This is a genomic window from Paenibacillus sp. FSL K6-4396 (assembly GCF_038002525.1).
In the GTDB taxonomy this organism is placed as follows: Bacteria; Bacillota; Bacilli; order Paenibacillales; family Paenibacillaceae; genus Paenibacillus; species Paenibacillus amylolyticus_B.
This window is the reverse complement of sequence record NZ_JBBOCR010000001.1, coordinates 2129488-2149624: the sequence shown is the minus strand read 5'-3', so window position 1 is coordinate 2149624 and position 20137 is coordinate 2129488. Positions and strand designations below refer to the sequence as shown.

The following is a 20137-nucleotide window of genomic DNA, read 5'->3' as shown; positions in this document are numbered from 1 at the left end:
TTTTTTCATTTGTTCATCTCATCCACAGCAGTCTTACCTGCGATCCGTCCAAAAGTAAAGATATCCGTCAAGGCATTACCGCCTAAACGGTTGCCTGCATGTATACCTCCTGCAACTTCTCCAGCGGCATACAGATGTGCAATCGGCTGACCGTTTTCATCCAATACGCGGGTTTGGGTGTCGATCTTAATTCCACCCATGGTATGGTGAACCGCCGGTTTTCTAGGCGTAGCGTAGAATGGAGACTTCTCGACTTTTAAGCTAAACGTATCCTTATGGAACTCCGGATCAAAGCCCGCATCCACATAAGAGTTATACTTATCAATGGTAGTTCTAAGAACCTGAGGGTCCATATTAATTTTCACAGCCAGCTCTTCTAACGTATCGGCTCTAAACAGAGTACCCGCTTCTACTTGCTGATCTATCTTTTCCTGGCTTGTGTTTGCTGCGGTTTTCTTGATCTCGTCATCCGCAATCAGGTAAAATAAACTCCCTTGCTCAATAGCCGCTTTCGTTAAGACATCTCTGCCAGAGAATTCGTTAACGAACCGTTCCCCCTTTTTGTTAACAATGACAAAGTTTTCAGGCGGCACTTGCAGTCCACTGAAGAGTTCGCCCGTTTCCGGGTCGGCTACAGGCATCATTTGAGTGAAGCCCATGCCTGTCAGTGCTGCTCCTGCACTCTTACCAAGCGATATTCCATCCCCAGTCATCGCATAGGAGTTCGTTGTTTTGATATCATCGTCAATATGGCTCCAGTACGTGTTATATTCCTTGAGCATCTGTGTATTAGCACCAAAACCGCCGCTAGCAAGCACAACCGCTTTGGCATGAACGGTGATTTTCTGACCATTTACACCCGTTGCGATAACACCTGCAATTTTTCCATCTTCGATGATCAATTGTTTGACTGGGCTATCTGTAATAATTTGTCCTCTATTCTCTTCTACATATTTGCTAAGTGCAATGATAAATGCAGAGCCATAACTTTTGACAGGTTTATGGCCACGACGCCAAAGGGCACCCACTGGAGCAAATACGATACTTTTATCATACTCAACCCCGATATCCTCTAGCCACGTTACACTTTCCAAGGCACGGTCTGTAAGTACTTTGACCAGATCGTACTGTCCATAGATCATGTTTCCATTCAGGTCCGTTCGTTTGCCCCCGAAATACGTTTGCATTCTGTGAAGAAGTGGGGAGTCGAATAAATAAGCCTTTTCTGTGCCGGACTTTTCCTGATACGCAGTAAACTCTTCTTTGAGTGCATGGAAATCATCGATATATTCCGGATGGATCAAGCTCTCATCGGTACTTAATAAATTCTCAATCGTCTGTCTTTCCCCTGGATTCTCAGTGAACTGTTGTTGCCATATTGGATCTGCAGCATTGACAGGACCACCTGAGCGGATCGTATTTCCCCCAACAGCAGGATATTTCTCAAGTACAATCGCACTTGCTCCTTGTTGTAAAGCTGTAGCAGCAGCACTAAGTCCTGCGCCACCTCCACCTACAACGACCACATCGCAAGTATATTCTTCGTCATCCCTCATCTGGCTGCTGGCAGGTTTTGGACGTCTTTTCAGGATGTCGGGGTTCACTCCGGCAAGCTTAACCGCTTTGGCTACACCATTGATGACAGCATTACTGGTTTCAGAAGCACCTGAGAGAGCATCTACATTCAGCGTCTGTCCCTCAATGATTTTATTCGGAATTCTTACAAAAACAACATCGGCGATGCCTTCGGTTTCACCCTTCGAATCGATATCGATGCTTTCAATTCTATTTTCACTAAAGGATACCTTCATCGGCAGATTGCCACTGTGACCTATGGCATTGATCTCATACATACCAGGTCTATAGGTAAACTCCTCTTCTTCGTTGAGCTGATTTGAAATTTTGGCAAACCGAAGGAACCGCAGGAAACATGTTTCCAGGAAATCAATCGTTCCTTCATTGTTCAGGTTGCCTGATTCGTCAAATGCTTTATGTGCGCTGCCAAGCAAAAATTCATACCCTGGCATCACGTTAGCTTCGACACCTGGTGCATCCAGAATTTGACGAAGATGCAGCTGTGCACGCGAGGAACCTTGTGTTCCCTGTGACGCGCCTATGATCATCACGGGTTTTCCAGCCAGCGGATGGATTTCAAAGCTCAACCATTCAAGCAGACTCTTAAGAGATGAAGGGATGGAATGGTTGTATTCTGGAGTCGCAATAATAACACCATCACTTGCCATAATTTTTTCATTAAACGATTGTATAATTGCACTGTTTGTTTGGTTATCGGACTGATTAAACATCGGAACATCTGTAATATCGAGGATTTCAATGGCTGCTCTGGACTCAAAATGCTTTTGTATGAATTGAAGCAGCTTGCGATTATACGATTTCTTTGCATTTGTGCCAACGATCGCTATGATTTTCATTGTGATTAGCCCCCCCTACTCTTGCCAGGAAAATTTTTTCGTTTTTTTCTTCAACGTCCTTTTTGATAGCAGTTCCGTAGTGATCTCCGTAAACAAAACAAACTCATTGAAGATTTCCTCAAGCTCCGTTACTTTGTCAGCGTCAATGAGATTACCACCGCTATCAAATGCACCCTGTGATTTTCCCAAAAGAAACTCGCTGCTAGGCATCATTCTTGCACCAAGCTCAGGCGAATCCAGGATTTGTCTAAGATGCGCTTGTGCCCTGGAAGAACCGAGTGCACCATGTGAAGCACCCACAATCAGAACCGGCTTGTCTTTCAAGGTTTGAGTCGTGTAACTGATCCATTCCAGCGCACTTTTCAGAACGGCAGGGATTGCATGATCGTACTCAGGAGTAGCGATAATGACACCTTTCGCTTTAGAGATTTGATCTAATAAGTCTTGTACCTTCACAGGAATATCAACTTCAGCATCCTCTATTTCATCTTTTTCAATGAACGCAGGTAAATCCTTAATTTCATATAAATCAATCTGGGCCTCACTCGAAAAATGCTTTTGCATAAATTGAAGCAACATGCGGTTAGTTGACACATCCGAATTGGTACCCACAATAGCTAAATAATTCATCGTAATCCCCTCTCTGTCATTCGAAGATGATGTTCGTACATGTCAGACTCGTTCTTTCGGCCTAACTCTAACATATCAAAGCTCAAATGATCTAATAGTTATTCATTGCAGTTTGATAACTAATTTGTTATAATCACCTCAAATTCAAAGTTTGTTACTTTTTTCACAAAAGGGTGAGGTACATGTCTAAATTGGAATCGCAGGATATCTTGTGTTACATTGACAGCCTATTGAAATACAGTAACTATAGCCGGGCTGCTCAATCCCTTTACATATCTCAGCCCTACCTCACAAAGGTTATCAAGAAAATCGAAATTGAATTGGGCTGTGAGCTGATCACTCGCAACAAACTTCCGTACCGATTAACCGAGCAGGGGAAAATATATTATCAATACCTAACGTCACTCGAACATAGCTACGCCAAGCTTATAAGGGAAATCTCATATGTATCGGATATTGGCAATAAGGTGATACGGATCGGAATCCTTCCCAGCCTTGGTTCTTACTTAACGCCTCTTTTTTTACCAGATTTTCTGGAAATTCATCCTGCTTATAAAATTAATCTTGTCGAGGATTTACCTGAAAAAAATGAGAAACGTCTCCAAAATAATGAGCTGGACTTCTGGATCGGGCAAAATTCAAGCAGTATCTCCCCTAACTTGAACTCGTTTAACTGGGGCAGGCACAGTTACCAAGCCATCATTCCGCGTTGCTGCGAATTATATCAAGAGAATGTTGCAGTCATCCCGGAGGGCACGATTGAGATCAGCACCATTTTGAACCAAAAGCTTATTCTAACGTCCAAGGGTTCGGCAATCCGAAAACAGATTGATCAATTGCTCAGTGTCTACAAGGTACAGCCTAATATCGTTATGGAAAGCAATGAAATCTACACTGTACTCAAGCTTGCAAAGCATAATTTAGGACTGACCTTTGTGCCTGAAAGCATCCATATCAAGGAGTGCCCTTCGGAATACAACATCTATCCAATCCCTGTAGAGAAAATGAGTCTGGATTATTTTATAGCCCATCATGGAGAAAAAAAGCTGAATAGCGTGGATCATGACCTCATCCATACGTTTCTCAATCACGGACAACAATGTGCAATATAGGAGGCTGTCATGAAATCTTTTACGAGAACGATACCGCTCATGGGAACGAACATATCCCTCTATATCGAGGGTACAGATGCTGAAGAGCTTGCCGAGGAAGCCGTGAATATGCTTGTCCGTTATGAACAAGTGTTCAGTGCCAACAGTGAGCAATCGCAGCTTGCCATGCTAAAAAAAGAAGCCGCATCACATCCGCTTAGAGTAGACAAGGAACTATATGATCTTATTAAGATAGGCAAAGAACACAGCCTGAATAAAGATTCATTTTTAAATATTGCGATAGGGCCTTTGATCAAATTGTGGAGAATTGGTTTTCACGAGGCACATGTGCCGGACGATACCGAGATTAAATCAGTGCTGGAGCTCTTAAATCCGGAGCATATACAGCTTGACGATGAGCTGCAAACGGTTCATTTATTCAAAAAGGGCATGGAAATCGACCTTGGAGCGATCGCTAAAGGTTATTTTGCTGATCAAGTTATGTCATTTTTTAAGAAAAACGGAGCTGCATCAGCTATGGTTGATATGGGCGGCAATGTTTTGGTTCATGGGGATTCCCCCTCCGGTTCTAGTCACTGGAACGTGGGAATACAGAACCCCTTTTTACCCAGAGGCAATGCAGCCGCACTCGTTAGCGTCAGGGAGCAATCCGTCGTTACCTCTGGCATATATGAGCGCGTTTTAGAAAAGCAAGGCCAGCAGTACCATCATATATTCAGCAGTAAAACAGGATATCCGATCGAAAGTAATATCGCTTCTTTAACAATTATTGCGGATAGATCGCTGGACTGCGACATCTATACAACAGAATTGTTTGGGTTAGATGCGGTATCCATTATTCATAAAGCAAATCAATTGACACATATCGAAGCTGCCGTCATCACTACAGATGGTGAACTGGCCTACACCGACAATCTTAGGGGAAGAATTGAGCCGATATCAAGCTAAAGTAATAAGATCGTTGATGCTAGGTAAAGGTATGCAAAAAAACGCTACCACAAGAAGTGGTAACGTTTTTGGCTTTGTTATTCCTTGATGCAAGAAGCGCGTGTCTACATCAAACCTAACAAATTATAGATCATCACTGCTGCTTCTGCGCGGCTGGCATTCTTCTTCGGTGCAAACTCATCGTTACCTACACCGTTGATTATGCCTGCTCCCTGTATTGCCTCTACCGCTTGCTTCGCATAGTTTGCGATGCTTGCTTCATCCTTGAAAGCAGTAGCTTCACCACTTGCTAACGCTAGTTCCTTAATCTGGATCGCCTTGTATACCATAACCGCCATATCTTCTCGCGTAATGTTCTCATGAACTCCGAATCGTCCATTTGGTTTCCCGTTCACAATCCCCAGCTTCTGCGCGGTTGCGATATTTCCATGGTACCATTCTCCTGGCTTCACATCACTAAAACTTGTCGTTGCGTTCTCATCTGATAGCTCCAACATATTCATCAGCATGGTGATGAATTCTGCTCTTGTCACTTGACCATTCGGATTAAACTCGCCGTCGCCCATACCCTTCACAATGCCTCTTGCTCCCAATGCTGAGATCGCGTCCTTCGCCCAGTCTTGGGTCACATCCTTAAAGCTCGTTGCAACATACGCTACCGTATACTTGCTTGCATACGTTGGCTTGAACTCTACTTTTCCTGTCGCTGCATTGTATTTACCATTCGTCACCACTCGTAGCTCTCCGTTGTCCTTCACATCGTATACGACGACGTTGTTTGGATTTTCGTTAGCCTTTAGTGTGTATGGCAATTCAATCACGAGATCATCTCTGCCATCAAACTCTGTAAGTTTCTTACCGTCAATCGTTAACTCGATATCGTAAACGACCTCACCGTTCAGCTGAGCTTGTGCACTAGCTGACAGTTGATTAGCTGCTATTTTCTTAAGCACCAATCCTAACGATTTCCCTGCACTTGTTCCTGTTCCAAGCAGTTCGGTTGCCACGGTTACGACTGCAGAGCCAGTGTTGATCTCGATGCGATCTACCGTAGACGTTCCACTTGTTAAGCTTGCATCTATTGCTAGCTCAATCGTTAGCTCATTCAAGCTTTGATCACCATCAACTCGTACTTGCAGCTTACCGCCTGTCGTTTGATCAAGCGCACGTTTCACCGTATCTGCACTTAACTTCACGATAGAAGCACCGTTCTCACTTGCGACTGGCTTAATGTTTATTTGACCGTTGTCCATGACCACTGGCTCATTTCCACCTGGAGCTGTTGGTGCTGTAGGTGCAGGGATGTTACCGCCACCATTTCCATCACCACTGCTTGGTGCTTGTGGTGTTCCTGACACCACAACCCCTGCGGATTCATTTCCAGCTGCGTTTACCGTAGTAATACGGAATTCATAACGCGTACCATTCGCAAGTCCCGTGACTTCATAACTGCTAGTCGCATGATTCAGCGTTACCGTCTTAAACTCTGTATTTCCAAGACCTGTAATCTTAATGGCAACCAGATCGCTGTCATCAGGATTACTCCATTTCAAAGTCAGCTTCTGATTACCTGCTGTTACACTTGGTCTTGTCACTTCTCCTGGTGCAGTCGGTTCTACCAATGGTGTTACTGTTACTGTAGCGCTGGATGAAAACCCACCATCTTCTGTAGTTACTGTAATGCTTGCTGTTCCTGGTGCCACAGCTGTTACTTGACCTGTCGCACTTACAGTGGCTACAGCTGGATTGTTAGAATTCCAGGTTACTGCTTTTTTCGTTGCATTAGCTGGTAACACGGTAGCTGTCAATTGCCCAGATTGACCTTCTACGATTGACAATGTCGTTTTGTCCAAGCTAATTCCACTAACGGGTACGTTCTTCCCACTAAGTGCATCATACTCACGTTGTGTAATGGGAATTACCGTTCCGTGACGCGGACTAGCGGGTAAATTGTAGTTAGAAGATAATGTCCAGACACCTGATGCAAGATTGGTGGTCTCGAATGGAAGATAACCTCTTCCACCAAACTCATCCACGAATAAATACCATTTTTCATCTGTATTTGATTTAAAGATCGTTGGACCCTCAACCCATTTCATGTTACCCACACCTTGATTAATCATCTTGAAGGCTGGATCTAAGATCGAGTTACCAACCTCTTGGAAAACCATCTTGCCAAATGGAGCAGAAGCTCCGTTGTCCTGCTCATCCTTCGTAAATCGATACACTTTTCCATCATGCTCAATCATCGTTGTGTCAATGATGGAGTATCCATAATCCAAATATACTTTCGGTTCAGTAAACGTATAGAAATCTCTTGTCTTGCTATACATCATTTTTTGATATGCACTACCTGTATGGGATGCATCATCAAACATTCTTGAAGCCCAGAATACGATATATTCACCAGTTGTTTTGTCGTACATAATTTCTGGTGCCCATGTATTACCCGCTTCTTCCGGTGCAACCTCTACCATGCGTTGATCTGTCCAGTTGACCAGATCATTCGATTCCCACACCATAATGGAACGACTGCCCCATGTCTGTGCTCTGCCCCAGTTACCATTGCCGTTAATTTTCAGATCGGTAGCGATCATGTAGAACTTGTCACCTTCAGGCGAACGAATAATGAATGGATCACGTACTCCCTTCTCCCCTAAGGTAGAGGTCAATACAGGTTTACCATTATTCAATTCTCGCCAGTTCAACGGATCATTGCCGTTACTTAGTGCAAAGTGAACTTGCTCGCCTGTTGAGCTACCTTCTCCAGTGAAATATGTGAAGAAGTATCCCGCATATTTTTCATCAGCAGGCCGTTCCTTCACCTTCGCCATAAATTCCTTTGTAGTGGATGCTGAATTTAATGTAATCGTAGCTGTAAGCTTCACGTCTACATCTCCACTACCGTGTGCCGGACGTTGTACTTCACCAGTCACTGAAATGACATTTGGCTGAACAGAAGTCCAAGTAATGGTTGTTCCATATAGTCCAGATTCCGGTAATGAGAGATGACCTCTAACATCACTAATGTTATGAACGACTAGCGCTGCTTTTGCTTCATCTACAGAAGTGGCATCGCTTGGCAATGCCTTAACCATCAACGTAAAGGTTTTGCGATCTGTCTCTGTACCATCTGTAAATACTGCTGTTAACGTTACAACTTGATCGCCAGTTGCGTTCGCTGGTCTGGTTACGGCACCTGTAGTTGAGATTACATTCCCCTTATCCGAAGTCCAGCTTATTGTTGTGCCATAAGCACCTGATGTTGGCAAAGTTACATTGCTTATAATCTCATCTTTTGATGTATTCGAGGCAAGAAGATCATCAATCGTTAATTTCTCTGTCGCAGCCGATACAAGCATGCCCTCCAGTAAAGCAATCTTCTGATCTGCCTGAGCCTTAAGTGATTTAATATCCGCAACAGTCATAGCACCATCATAGATTTGGAAGTCTGCAATCAACCCGCCGAAGTATGGATCATCTGTATAGAATGACTTACCAATGTTTCCACTACTGCCTGAATTATTTTTTATTTGTTCTAATGTCATTCCATTCGTAGAGCCTGATGCAACAGGAACTCCATCAATATAAAGCGTTAGTGTACCATCTGTACCTGAAACAACCGTCGTAACGACTTTCCATTCATTATTCTTTAAGCCCGTGGTCGAAGCTGAAGACTCATTATTCCAGGCATTCGTCGCGATACCCAACCGGGCTAGACCGTTAGCATTATAACGTGGTGTGAAATACGTATAGTGCGTATTACTGTTTGGTCTTCCTAATGCATATAACCACTCCGCAGCGTTTTTACCGCTCCAGTTTACAATGGATGAAACGGTGATATCCGTTAATCCATCGAGAACTCCTTGTGGCAGCTCAACATAGGAGTTAGTTGTGCCACCAGTAAAGCTTAGTACACCCGCATCTTGTTTACTAATCCATTCTGCTTTAGACGGATTCATCCATTTTCCATTAAACTTTCCTGTTTGGTCAACAACCGTCGCACCATCGATATCATTCATATCGTAGTGGAGAATGAGTTCTGCCCCAGACGGCTGCTCTACTGGAGGAGTAACGTCTTCATTAGCTAAAGTTGCAATCTCTTCAACAGATAATGCACGATTATAGATACGGAAATCATCCAGTTTACCATCAAATAGATTATGAGAGCTGTTTCTCGATTTACCAATATAATTCATCGTTGTTTCCAGTAACATTCTCGGCTCCACGTTAAATGTAGATCTGCGTTTAACCTCTTGACCATTCACGTACAAAACGGCATCAAATTCATCCATTGTAATAGCAACATGCTGCCAAGTCTTCGTTGGTAAAAGTCCAGCATTTCTCACTGCATATTTATAATCTGATCCTAGTTTCGTGCTGTCATTGCTAAATTTCTCTGTAAAAGGGGTTACGACAGCGAACTCCAGACTACCTGTATCCCCTTGTGTACTCAAGTACATGGTGTTGCGGTTAACCTGTCTGCCTGTTTCGGAAGCAAAATCAAATATTCTTTGATTGGCTTGATTTTTATCCATTTGAACCCATGTTGAGAACGTAGCCTTCTCCAGATTCAAGGATTGAATCAAGTGATCTGGCAGCTTCACATATCCTGTTGATCCATTAAGCTCTAATGCACCACCCGTTTTACCGATGCGATCCTCTTCATTAATCGTTGCTCCACCTACGAGTGTTGCGTGATGACCATTACCAGAAATGTCATTCAACGTTGTACCATTCACTGTATTTGCATCAAATGAGTAATGTACAACCGGGTCTGTTGATGGTGCTGGACCTTTCCATGCATACTTCTCTTGCAATGCATCATACTCCGCACGTGTAATTGGAATCACCGTCCCGTGTCGTGGTCCTGGCGGAAGTGCATATTGATCACTACTTAACACATTGTTTATATATTGCGTGCTACTATCCAGATCTGTTGTATATCGTACATGATATGGCCATGAATCAAGGAACAGATACCATTTGTTTTCATGAATATCCTTGAAAATCGTTTGTCCTTCGTTGTTCCCATTTTTTCCGATCAAGCCAAGTTTGTTATCACGCGTACCCGGAACAGCGTTGTATTGAAGGCCATTCTCATCAATACCATCCTTGTCATAGTAGAAATTTGGTACTTTCTCCACATACACTTTCGTATTCACTTCTGACTTGGTGAATCGATACAACATATCATTATGCTCAATAAACGTTGTATCAATGGTCGGAAGTGACTCATCAATCATGACCTTGGGCTCAGAAAACGTGTAGAAATCTCGTGTTGTCGCGTAGTACATCACATTGTACTGACCTGCAGGTCTTCCGTTATAATCACCATATGTCTCTGTGTTTTTCATTGATGATGCCCAGAATACAATATACTCTCCAGTTACCGGATCATAGATCGCTTCTGGCGCCCACGTATTTCCTCCAGTTTTAGGAGCCACCTTGATCATTCGCTGCTCGCTCCAGTTCACGAGATCCTCTGACTCCCAAACCATCATGTAATGACTGCCCGTAATTTGAGCCTGATCAAAATCTGTACTTTCGCCCATTTTCAAATCGGTTGCCAGCATATAGAACTTATCACCTTCTGCTGACCGAATAACGAATGGATCACGAAGTCCTTTTTCACCCATATCCGATTGCAGGATCGACTTCCCATTATTCAGCGCTTTCCAGAACAATGGATCTTCCGCTGTAGCAAAGGAGATCTCTTCACCGCCCTCATACTCACCTGTAAAGTATGCAAAGAAGTACGCATCAGGCTGTACTGGTGCAGCTGCTTTTTTAATTGTAACGTTAAACGTTAGCTCTTTAGAAGCTGCACCATTCGTAATAGTAGCGATTAGCGTAACGGGTATATCCGTAGCTTGACGGCTCACCCAGCCTAATTGTGTAGCGTTACCAGCCGCTTCAGCCGTTCCTTTAACAACCGCCGGCCTGCTGGATGTCCATGTAATGGTGGAGCCTTGTTCACCTGTAGTGACAAGACGTAAGTTGCCTTTAACATTGTCCGCATTGTAGATCTCTAATTGTTCAGCGTCCAGATCAACCTTCTGCTGATCATCGAATTGCTTCAAGATAGTAACCGGGAATACAGCAGTTATAGATACGCCTTGATACGTTAAAGTAGCCGTAAGCTCTGCTTGAACATCACCTGCTTGAACAGCCGGACGTTGTACAGTGCCACTGTTAGAAATGACAGTAGGATGACTAGAACTCCAAGTGATGTTTACGCCATTTTTACCGTTTGTTGGTAAATTAACGTTTCTCGTTATCTTGTCAGCACTCTGATCTGCCTCGTCTAAGTAATGACCCATGTCAAGTTGATTCGCTGCATCATCAACAGTGAGCTGACGTATTTTGGAGATGTGAGTTGCTGCTTCTTGTTGATATAACTCGCTCATTTCCTGCTCCGTCAACGCACGATCATATACTTGGAAATCAGCCATGCTACCTTGAAAATATGGATCGTTGGCGAAGATGGACTTACCGATAAAGCCAGAGAACGTAGCATCCGGATTAATAATGTCTGACAGCTTTAGTCCCTTCGTATTACCTGAAGCAACCTTAGCTCCATCCACGAATAATGTCATCTTGTTGCTAGCTTCGGAGAAGGAAACTGTTACATGCTTCCACTGTCCACCGATCAGGTTGGAGTTTGCGCTACCTGTAACTAATGCTTCGTTCGGCCAGCCATTTTTGGATATACCTGTAGCAATCATATTGCCTGATCCACTACCGTGACGTGGGGTTACAAAAAAATATTTGTTCGTTTCAGGCGTTAACACCGTACCCAAACCAAAAATCCAGCGATTCGTACCATCATTCGTCCAGTTTACGATGGAAGATACGGTAATTTCATTCAGACCTTGTAATAAATCTAGTCCATTGGAGCCCTTAGGAATCTCAACATACCCACTGTTCGATGTAGAGCTTCCACCATTAAAGGAAATAAAGCCAACTTCACTATTTGAAATGAATTGTCCATTGTTTGGATTTTTAAATACCCCGTCGAATGTAACTTCCTTGTTGGCAACATCCTTTAGTACGAGTTGACCGTCTACTTCTGTAGTCGTTTTCATGTCGTAATGAAGAATAAGATCATCTTTGAGTGATTTTCCCTTAACGGTAACGGCTGATGTAGCTGTAAACGCTCCATCTTCAGTCTGTACCGTAATTGTGGCATCACCATCACTAACCGCTGTAACTTCACCCGTTGAATTGACAACCGCTACACTTGAGTCACTAGATGTCCAGACGACTCTTTTATTGTTTGCATTTGAAGGTGAAATTGTAGCCACTAATGTCTCGCTGTCCCCCATGGATAAAACAAGTGCAGATTCATTAAGCGAAACACCTTTAACGGCAATCTGCTGAGTAGAGTCATCCTTAGGTGGTAAGGTAACCACGAACTCCTTCGTTGCCTGGCTTCCACCTAAAGAAATGGTTGCAGTTAACGTCACTTGTTGCTCCATTTCTCGTAAGAACACTTCCCCGGTTGGACTAATCGCACTTTCATCACTGGAAGTCCATGATATCAATGCGCCATACTTATTGGCAGAAGGAAGTTCAAGAGATTCTGTCACGGCAGATACATCACCTAACGTTAGCTCTAATTTGCCTTGTTGTACTTGCTTTTCATTAAATGATTGTTCATATACTTCAGCGATATATTCACTACTTAGTGCCTCTCCGTAAATTCTTAAATCTTGAAAGCTACCTGCAAAAGTAGCATCCCCTAGATAATTGGAGCGACCGATGTAAGCTTGCAAATCCGTACCAAAGTCTGCTGTTGTTTTCTCTTTGGCGGCCGTGCCGATACTTACACCGTTAATGTAACCTGTAATAGAGCGTTCTGTAATGACCGTTGTATAATGAACCCATTGACCTTCGTACTGTGACGTAGAAGTGCCTGATACGCCTACCTCTGTCGTCCAAGGCTGGTCAATATTATTGCGATCCGTAAATACGGACTTAAAATCACCACTTGGATTCGATGGATTAAACATCCAGTAATTCGTTGGCAATTTATTTTCAGCTGCTGGCGTACCGTAGAATAATGCGGAGTAGTTCCCGCTTCCCGTATTACTCTTGATCCATACAGAAATCGTTGTATTTTCTTGATGATCAAACAATCCAGTAGGAAGCTGCACGTAGTTCGTAGTACTGTCTGTTCCTCCAGGTAAAGTAAGACCATCAGCATACGTAATGTTTCCTACTGCCGTTCCATGTTTGCCATTACCGGATGTATCCTGTACATCCTCAAGCAATGGATACTGTGCCAACATCGTTGGTGTTATGGGGTCCGCTGAAGCTTGATTGTTAAATGGCAGAACAAGACTCAAACAGTTACTGAAGGTCAATAGTAAAGCTAACATTATGATTGAAATCCGCTTTAGCATAGCATTCTTCCCCTCGTTTAATATTCAAAAGCACGCAATCCTTATTCCAGCTTTAAAACAAGACCAACTCGTTCAAGGAGTTAAAGAAACACCCTGGAATGAATGCGCTTACATTTCTTCTCATATTACGTCTTCCACCATTCCAATTCAATGTAGTTTCTTGTTCATAAGGTGGATTTTTTTATTGCAATTTGAAATGAATGCAGACTGCAACACCATTCATATGAAGCAATCTACATGCACAAATGCGTACAAGATTATCAAAACAATAAAACGGCATCTCTGCCGTTCTGGATGTATACGTATGGTTTATGTGTAAATTAAAGGATTTAACTCCTGATAAACTTAATATATATAGTTGGGCGCTTGTCATATTGACAACGTGTCCGAATAAGATGCCGGTAAGCCGTGGGCGAACCGGATCGAAAAAATAAGGAGGATTTTCATTTATGCCAAAACGATTTAGCAGAATGCTCGCATTCCTCTGTTGCTTGGTCATGGTGGCGTCGCTAATGCCTAACAGCTATGCTGCCGCCACTGACAACATCGAGAACGCAGAAGCGAATGAAACACCCACCGCCATTTTTGGAACTCCCGAACTCGGGGCAAATGATCCCCTCTGGGACCAAACCATGGAGCATCACATCAACAAAAGCACGGTACCCACCGACCCGAGACCCCATGCCACGGGCACAGCCAGAATCCTTTGGGATCATGACTACCTGTATGCCCACGTAGTTGTGAATGACAGTAATCTATATCAGGGAGCTGGCGCAGATCATCGGTATGACAGCCTGGAGTTTTATGTTGATACCGGAACCAGCGGCTCAAATCAATGGCGAGTCAGCTCGACGGGTGTGTTTTCAGGGCAGGCCGCTCCAGGCAGGGCTGCATGGACCCAGATCACGGAAACCGGATACATCGTGGAAATGAGAATACCAAAAAGAACCCTGGCCTTTGAGGAGGGAAAGCTTACCTTTGAGGTTTACATCAATAACTCGACGGAAAACGGCGGTGACCGCTATGAAGTCGTTTCCTCTTTTGGAGTTCCAGACGCAGCTTATACCAGCTCTGATTCATTTACAGACAGCCTGCAGCTCACTTCAGCCAATGAAGTGGACACCAGATTTTCAATCACCGCCACTGCGGGACCGGGCGGCTCAATCATGTCGAACCCACCCGGCGATGTTCTGAGAGTAGATCGGGGCTCTGACAAAGAAATTACGTTTACCCCCGATTACGGCAAAATTGTGGATACCGTAACAGTAGACGGCGAGACCTTGACTCTATCTGCTGGCACTTATACCTTTACGAATATTGAGGCTGATCATGCCATTCATGTGACATTCAAAAACGATCCGGACGCGGGGATACTTCCCTTTATTGTATGGAATGACAACTTTGCCAGTGGCGAGTACACAACGGCTGTTATCATTGATTTAGGCGAGGGGAAGGCGGCGTTAGGCTCCGCGCTTAATCCAGACTTGTTTGCCTTATCGGCTAGGAACACGACCCTGAACGGCGAAGCAGTGACCTTTGAAGGACCACGCAAGATCACAAGGGTGTATGCTAATGATGAACCGAAGGTACGCGGCTATGTGGGGCCGATTAGCCATTCACCAGATTATCAGGACGGACTGGCGAGCGGTCGTTACATCGTTGTTGAGTCTGAGTTTTATTCAGAGAGCGGCGGCAGTACAACGCTGGATGGTAGTAGCAACTCGACAAAGCAGGTTTACAACATTACTCAAAAGGGTGAGATCGTACTGACAGAAGGGAATCCGCTTCACAACGTAGTTTTTGAACAGGAAAAAGTTGTGAATCCGATCCTTGATAAATTTACAACATTCACGGACAATTCGGTCAATCGTTCACTCTACCTTCACAAGGATGACGGAGATAACGTGATGAAAGGATTGCCCCTCTATGTATATACCCACGGCATGTCACGCGGCGGCACAAACGCTGCGACAGACCAAAAAGCTGCCATGAAATCCGCCAACGGCTCCGTCGCTTTAATGAAAAAGATGGAGCAAAATCCCGATAAGTACGCCAGCCATGTTCTGAATATTTCCTATAATGGCGTATCTGTTCCCTCCACAGAGAATGTTAAGAAGGTCATAGACGCCCTGATTGCCAGCGGCGAAGTAGACCCTAACCGTGTTTACGCAGCAGGCTTCTCCTGGGGCGGCCAGTATACGAACAACTTAGTTAACAGCTACCCTGGCTTCTTCGCTGCCGCCGCACCTATGGCCCCGGTAAGCGGTTCACCGAACGCTAAGGACAATGACGCTCACTACAACCTGGCCTATTGGATGTTTTTAAATGCTCATAATGTCGGAGGCTACCAGACTAACCTCAATAACTTTATCAATAACAATATGCCGAAAATGATCAACGCGAGGGCTTCGCGCTTTGAGAGTAATGAGGCACTTACGTGGCCCTACAATCAGTTTGATCAGCCGAATCTGAGGCCGAATCCTGCCAACACACCTGTTCTGGCTGATTATATAGCGCATGAAGTTGAAGCGGCGGTTCTTTATAACCAGATCACTATGGGAACTTGGAGTATGGCACCTACGGCGCAGTCCTCTAACTTGCCAGCTTGGAACAACAACTACACAGATGTCTTTGATTGGATGTTCGCACAGAGAAAACCGTCCGTGCCTGGTGCACCGAGTGGCTTCAAAGCGACAGCGGGTGACGGACAGGTCACATTGAGCTGGAATGCTCCTGCTGACGATGGTGGCAGCTCGATATTGGGCTACAAGGTATGGTATGGCAATGTAACACCGGTTGCATTGGATGCGGCGGAGACCAAATATACCTTCAACAATCTGACAAACGGCCAAGGCTACAACTTCACCATCATCGCGGTGAACGCGAAGGGCGACGGCGCGGAGATCAGCTTGACGGCGATGCCGACGTCTCAAAAAACTCCTACCGTGCCTGGTTCTGGTGGCACTACAGGCAATACGGGCAACACCGGTAATACAAGCAACAGTGGTAATACACACAACACCAACAATACGGGCACCGGGACAGACGCTGAAACGTCGAAGTCGACCTACACAGTGAATACACCGAAGGATAAACCCGCGGTCACAGACAAAAACGGCAACACCACCCTGCCAGGCGGCGGCGAGATTACGACCAAAGGCGGGACGAAGATCAAGGTACCCGAAGGCACAACGATAGACTCAAACGGGAAGGTAAGTATTCCAGCAGACAAGAGCGCCGAAGTGACACTACCCGGCGGCAACAGCACAGTGACCATTTCGGGCGGCTCGACGATCGCGAGCGACGGTACGGTCACAATAGGCGGCAAAGACGCGCATGTGAACCTATCAAACGGCAACCAGGTGTATTTCCACGGCGGATCGAAGATACGGAGCGGCGGAGCGGTTGTGGTAGGACCAAGCGGCGCAAGAGTCGGCTTAGACAACGGCATATCGCTGAACATCCGTGAGGGTACGGAGCTGGCGTTTGATGACGCCACCCCACTGGGTTTCCTCGTGATATCAGGCAATCCTTTCACGGATGCCAACATGCACGAATGGTTCTACAACGATATAAATTTCGTCTACACTTACGATCTTTTCAACGGCACGACGTCCACGACGTTCTCACCGGGCACCGCAATGACGCGTGCAATGTTCGTGCAGGTACTGGCCAATCTTGAGAATGTAAACCTTTCCAGCTACACGAGTTCCCGCTTTAGCGACGTGAAGGACGGACAGTGGTACACGGCGGCAGCCGAGTGGGCGGCCGAAAAAGGCATAGTCAACGGTACAAACGCAGACCTGTTTGACCCCAATTCACCGATGACGCGCGAGCAGATGCTGGTGATACTGTACAATTACATGAAGTACAAGGGCTATGAGATACCTGAAAGCAACTCTATGTCCTTCACGGATCAGAGTGAGATCAGCTCCTGGGCGTTGGAGGCCGTTCAGGCGCTGCAAGGCAACGGCATTGTATTAGGCAAACCGGGCAACTTTTTTGCTCCCAAAGCCACCGCCACCCGCGCCGAAGTAGCCACAATCGCTGAACGTTTCGTTGAATATCTGGCTAATTGAAAGCGTATACAGAATTAAGGTGACCCCTCCCGGCTGGACAATATCTAGCCGGAAGGGTCTCCTTGTTTTCAAACTATTCTTTTTTTGACGTCTAGAAGATTCGTCCCCAAGCTCGTCCCCAAGTCCAAAAATTCTACTTAATTAATTAATTAATGCATGTGTCTGATTTATTTCACCACAAAAAACGCCATCACAATAATGTGATGGCGTTCTTAATAATGGAGCCTAGGGGGATCGAACCCCTGACCTCATCGCTGCCAGCGATGCGCTCTCCCAGCTGAGCTAAGGCCCCAGGATATGAAATAGATAACTTGTCCAACACTGCTACGTTCCACAGGCGACTCCTATATCATATAAAATCCAGCTTTCGCTGTCAATCAATTTTTCAAGATCCAAAGTGATTGGAGAAGAACAACCGATTTCACTGGCACACACGGACTGGAACTCCAGACTGCTCTTCTCCCATTACCAACTTCACTAATCCTCCAGAACGTCTTTGGACAACAGGGATTTCAGTTCTTTCATGAACATATTGATATCTTTGAACTGGCGATATACCGACGCGAAACGAACATATGCCACTTCATCGACTGGAAACAACTGTTCCATCAATAGTTCACCAATCTGGCGACTCTCCACTTCAGCATCAGCTGTATTACGCAGAGATTTCTCCACTTCAGATACCATCATCTCCAGCGTCTCAACGGAGACTGGACGTTTCTCACAGGCACGAATAAGCCCGCGGAGAATTTTGTCCCGGCTGAACTCTTCACGACTGCCATCTTTCTTAATGACGATAAGTGGAGTCTCCTCAATCATCTCAAACGTTGTGAATCTTCGGGCACACTGCTCACACTCACGGCGACGACGAATGGACTTTGCTTCGTTGGCCGGACGCGAATCAAGCACTTTGGTACCCATATAACCGCAATAAGGACACTTCAAATCAGATCACTTCCCACGTTTTACTTTTACCACATATTCCCTGTCTTGATTTTGTAATGAAAAATGCATTGCCGAGACATAATACTTTTACCAACTCACGAGGAGGTGAACAGCAATGGCACAAAGCAACGGTAACTCCAACAACCTGGTGGTAACTAAAGCTTCCGCAGCACTCGAGCAAATGAAATATGAAGTTGCTCAAGAACTCGGAATCAGCATCCCACAAGACGGATACCAAGGTAACATGACTTCTTACGAGAACGGTTCGATCGGTGGATACATCACGAAGCGTCTGGTAACAATTGCAGAACAGCAATTGGCAGGTCAATACCAATAATATCTGCATCGTAATACGCTACACAGAGGAGCATGGAGCGGCCGGTGAATAACCGGCCTGCTCTGTGCTTCTACTTATATACTTAGAACGTATTATAGATCTTTACATACTGATTATAATAGTAAATGACCCTTTGTACATAGTGACGCGTCTCACCAAACGGAATATCTTTCACTGTATCGAACGAGCCATCCCATACACCATCTCTAAGCCAACTGTTTACTTTGCCTGGTCCCGCATTATAGGCAGCGATCATCACTGCTTCATTGCCATCGAATTGATCGGACAGATTCCGCAGATACCATGTGCCTAATTGAATATTGCGTTCAGGCTCGTGCTTCAATTCCTCCAGCGAAGTGTCGGGAATTTTGGCTTGTTCCAATATCCAGTTAGCCGTGTCCGGCATCAGTTGCATGAGCCCAATGGCACCTCGTTTGGATTCCTTGCTTGTCTTAAAATTGGTCTCCACCTTGATAATGGAAGCAATCAGAAACGGATCAACCTCATAACTCTGAGATTGGGCACGGATCTCTTCCTTATAATGAATGGGATAGAACCATGCCATCCAGTTTGTATTCAGAAACAACACCAATACAAAGGACACAAACATCAACAGCAGGACACGTTTCTTACGCAATATTTTCATAACAAACCCTTACGCTGTAGATATGAGTCAATTTGCTGCTCCGTCTCAGTCCATAAACCGCTGTTATCGATGACAATGTCTGCCAGCTGTTTTTTGCGCTCAATATCCATCTGTACATCCATCCGGGTCTCAGCCTGTGCTGCAGTCATTCCATCCCGACTCATCAATCGATCTCGTTGCACTAATCTTGGAACATATACAACCATGACTTCCTCGAAACCATCCTCCAGACCCGATTCGTACAGCAAAGGAATATCAGACACCACAAGTTTATCCGGATGTTGCAATTCGTATGCAGCAGCCCGTTCGCGCATCTCTCTTCGGATCGCCGGATGTGTAATAGCCTCAAGTGCCTTTCGTTCCTCAGGTTGTTGAAAAACAATACTTCCAAGCTTTTTCCGATCCAGTGTTCCATCTTCGTTCAGTATGGCTTGTCCAAACCGCTTAACAGCGGCGGCCAACACGGGATGCCCGGGCATCATAACTTCCCGGGCAATAACGTCTGCATCGATGAGCAACGCTCCCTTACTGGCGAGATAGGCGGAAACACTACTTTTGCCTGTCGCGATCCCGCCGGTTAAGCCTATATTCATCGTTTCA

Annotated in this window: 10 protein-coding genes and 1 tRNA gene; 4 read left to right on the top strand and 7 right to left on the bottom strand. The window is 45.0% G+C overall.

All coding sequences use genetic code 11. From position 1 onward, the window contains the following. Nucleotides 1–5 precede the first annotated feature (5 nt). Nucleotides 6–2432 (bottom strand): flavocytochrome c, encoded by a 2427-nt coding sequence (locus MHB85_RS09755; protein WP_341072850.1) that lies wholly within the window; start codon nt 2430–2432, stop codon nt 6–8. A gap of 15 nt (nt 2433–2447) precedes the next feature. After that, the gene (locus MHB85_RS09750; protein ID WP_341072848.1) at nt 2448–3062 is read right to left on the bottom strand and encodes an NADPH-dependent FMN reductase; all 615 of its coding nucleotides are present in this window, start codon (nt 3060–3062) and stop codon (nt 2448–2450) included. 182 nt (nt 3063–3244) lie between these two features. On the opposite strand from MHB85_RS09750, the gene MHB85_RS09745 reads away from it, so the two are divergent. Both MHB85_RS09745 and MHB85_RS09740 read left to right on the top strand, forming a co-directional pair. Beyond that, nucleotides 3245–4174 carry a LysR family transcriptional regulator gene (locus tag MHB85_RS09745; RefSeq protein WP_341072846.1) on the top strand — a complete coding sequence of 310 codons (930 nt, stop codon included), beginning with the start codon at nt 3245–3247 and terminating at the stop codon, nt 4172–4174. A 9-nt stretch (nt 4175–4183) separates the two neighbouring features. Continuing rightward, a complete protein-coding gene (locus MHB85_RS09740) occupies nt 4184–5122 on the top strand; it encodes an FAD:protein FMN transferase (RefSeq protein WP_341072844.1) in 939 nt (312 codons plus the stop codon). A 104-nt stretch (nt 5123–5226) separates the two neighbouring features. Here the strand turns inward: MHB85_RS09740 and MHB85_RS09735 are convergent, their stop codons facing one another. Next, nucleotides 5227–13506 carry an immunoglobulin-like domain-containing protein gene (locus MHB85_RS09735; RefSeq protein WP_341072842.1) on the bottom strand — a complete coding sequence of 2760 codons (8280 nt, stop codon included), beginning with the start codon at nt 13504–13506 and terminating at the stop codon, nt 5227–5229. Nucleotides 13507–13979: 473 nt separating this feature from the next. Between MHB85_RS09735 and MHB85_RS09730 the strand changes: the two genes are divergently transcribed. Then, on the top strand, nt 13980–17609 hold the full coding sequence (locus MHB85_RS09730; RefSeq protein ID WP_341072841.1) for an S-layer homology domain-containing protein: 3630 nt from the start codon (nt 13980–13982) through the stop codon (nt 17607–17609). A gap of 219 nt (nt 17610–17828) precedes the next feature. Here MHB85_RS09730 and MHB85_RS09725 read toward each other — a convergent pair. Beyond that, nucleotides 17829–17901, bottom strand: a tRNA-Ala gene (locus MHB85_RS09725). Nucleotides 17902–18086: 185 nt separating this feature from the next. Next, nucleotides 18087–18554, bottom strand: coding sequence for a transcriptional regulator NrdR (nrdR, locus tag MHB85_RS09720; RefSeq protein ID WP_091014564.1), 468 nt, complete (start codon nt 18552–18554; stop codon nt 18087–18089). Between the two features lie 115 nt (nt 18555–18669). Here nrdR and MHB85_RS09715 point away from each other — a divergent pair, with 115 nt between their 5' ends. After that, nucleotides 18670–18891, top strand: coding sequence for an alpha/beta-type small acid-soluble spore protein (locus MHB85_RS09715; RefSeq protein ID WP_017689472.1), 222 nt, complete (start codon nt 18670–18672; stop codon nt 18889–18891). 82 nt (nt 18892–18973) lie between these two features. Here the strand turns inward: MHB85_RS09715 and MHB85_RS09710 are convergent, their stop codons facing one another. Continuing rightward, nucleotides 18974–19537 (bottom strand): lytic transglycosylase domain-containing protein, encoded by a 564-nt coding sequence (locus MHB85_RS09710; protein ID WP_062833563.1) that lies wholly within the window; start codon nt 19535–19537, stop codon nt 18974–18976. Further along, nucleotides 19534–20130: a dephospho-CoA kinase gene (gene coaE, locus MHB85_RS09705; RefSeq protein ID WP_091014566.1), complete on the bottom strand. Its 597-nt coding sequence runs from the start codon at nt 20128–20130 to the stop codon at nt 19534–19536. The genes MHB85_RS09710 and coaE overlap by 4 nt, the downstream gene beginning before the upstream one ends. Nucleotides 20131–20137: the final 7 nt, after the last annotated feature.